Genomic DNA, 1,249 nt, shown 5'->3' with positions numbered 1-1,249 from the left:
TGGTACGCGCCGTTGTTGAGACGGCGAAGGGAGGTGCGGACAGGTTCGAGCGGCCCTATATTGGCGCCACTTTCCAGAATGTGACACCCGATGTGGCCGAGGGTCTGGGCATGAAGCAACCCTATGGCGCATTGGTGACCAACATCACGAAGGGCAGCCCCGCGGAGAAGGGCGGGCTTCTCGTCGGCGATGTGGTTTTGACTGTCGATGACGTGCGGATCGAGAATCCAGATGGTCTCGGCTATCGCCTGACGACAGCCGGAATTGGCAAGGCCGTGAAACTCGGTGTGCTCAGCCGGGCAGCGGAAAAGACCGTGACGGTTTCGCTCGAAAAGCCCCGCGCCGACTCCCCCGACAATCAGCTGATGATCGGGGGCAAGAACCCGCTGTCGGGCGCGCTCGTCCTCAAGCTGACGCCAAGCAGCGCCACTCGCCTGCAGTTGCCTGCTGACACTGACGGTGTGGCGGTGGACAAGGTGACCCGCAATTCGCCGGCTGCGCGTATAGGTTTGCGTCCTGGAGATATCATTCGCGGTGTGAATGGAGTTGAAATCCAGACAATCGCCGAATTGAGCAAGGCGATGTCCAGTGATCCTTCGCTTTGGCGCTTCGAATTCGAGCGCGGCGGTGCCATAATCCGACAAATCATTCGCTAAGCGAGGCAGATAGAGAATATGGCTGACCTGTTTTCGGTCAATGACGATCCGGCATTGGACAGGAGCCGGCCGCTTGCCGACCGGTTGCGGCCAAAATCTCTGGGCGAAGTCACTGGTCAGGAGCATCTGACCGGACCGGAAGGCGCATTGACGCGCATGATCGCGTCCGGCTCGCTTGGCTCGATGATTTTCTGGGGGCCGCCCGGAACAGGCAAGACGACGGTGGCGCGCCTTCTCGCCAACGAGACGAACCTCGCATTCGAACAGATCTCCGCGATCTTCTCCGGTGTGGCAGACCTGAAGAAGGTCTTTGACATGGCGCGGTCGCGAAAAATGTCCGGCCGCCAGACATTGCTCTTCGTCGACGAAATACATCGCTTCAACCGGGCGCAGCAGGATTCGTTTTTGCCGGTGATGGAAGATGGCACAATCGTCCTTGTCGGCGCGACAACGGAGAACCCGTCCTTTGAATTGAATGCGGCCTTGTTGTCGCGTGCACGCGTGCTGGTGTTTCATCCGCATGACGAGGCGAGCCTGACCGCTCTGCTCGAGMGCGCGGAGGGTCACGAAGGCAAAGCCCTACCGTTGAATGA

2 protein-coding genes are annotated in these 1,249 nt (G+C 59.7%); both read left to right on the top strand.

The annotated features are described in order from the left end of the window. A partial coding sequence (locus tag ACXJ5O_RS27410) for a PDZ domain-containing protein (protein WP_457302662.1) occupies positions 1-656 on the top strand: 656 nt, incomplete at its 5' end. An 18-nt stretch (positions 657-674) separates the two neighbouring features. Then, positions 675-1,249 (top strand): AAA family ATPase (locus tag ACXJ5O_RS27405; RefSeq protein ID WP_457302661.1); only part of this gene is annotated, 575 nt, incomplete at its 3' end.

It is taken from the genome of Phyllobacterium sp. P5_D12, from assembly GCF_054049495.1.
The sequence above is the reverse complement of the archived record's forward strand: the minus strand, read 5'-3'. Positions and strand labels throughout refer to the sequence as shown.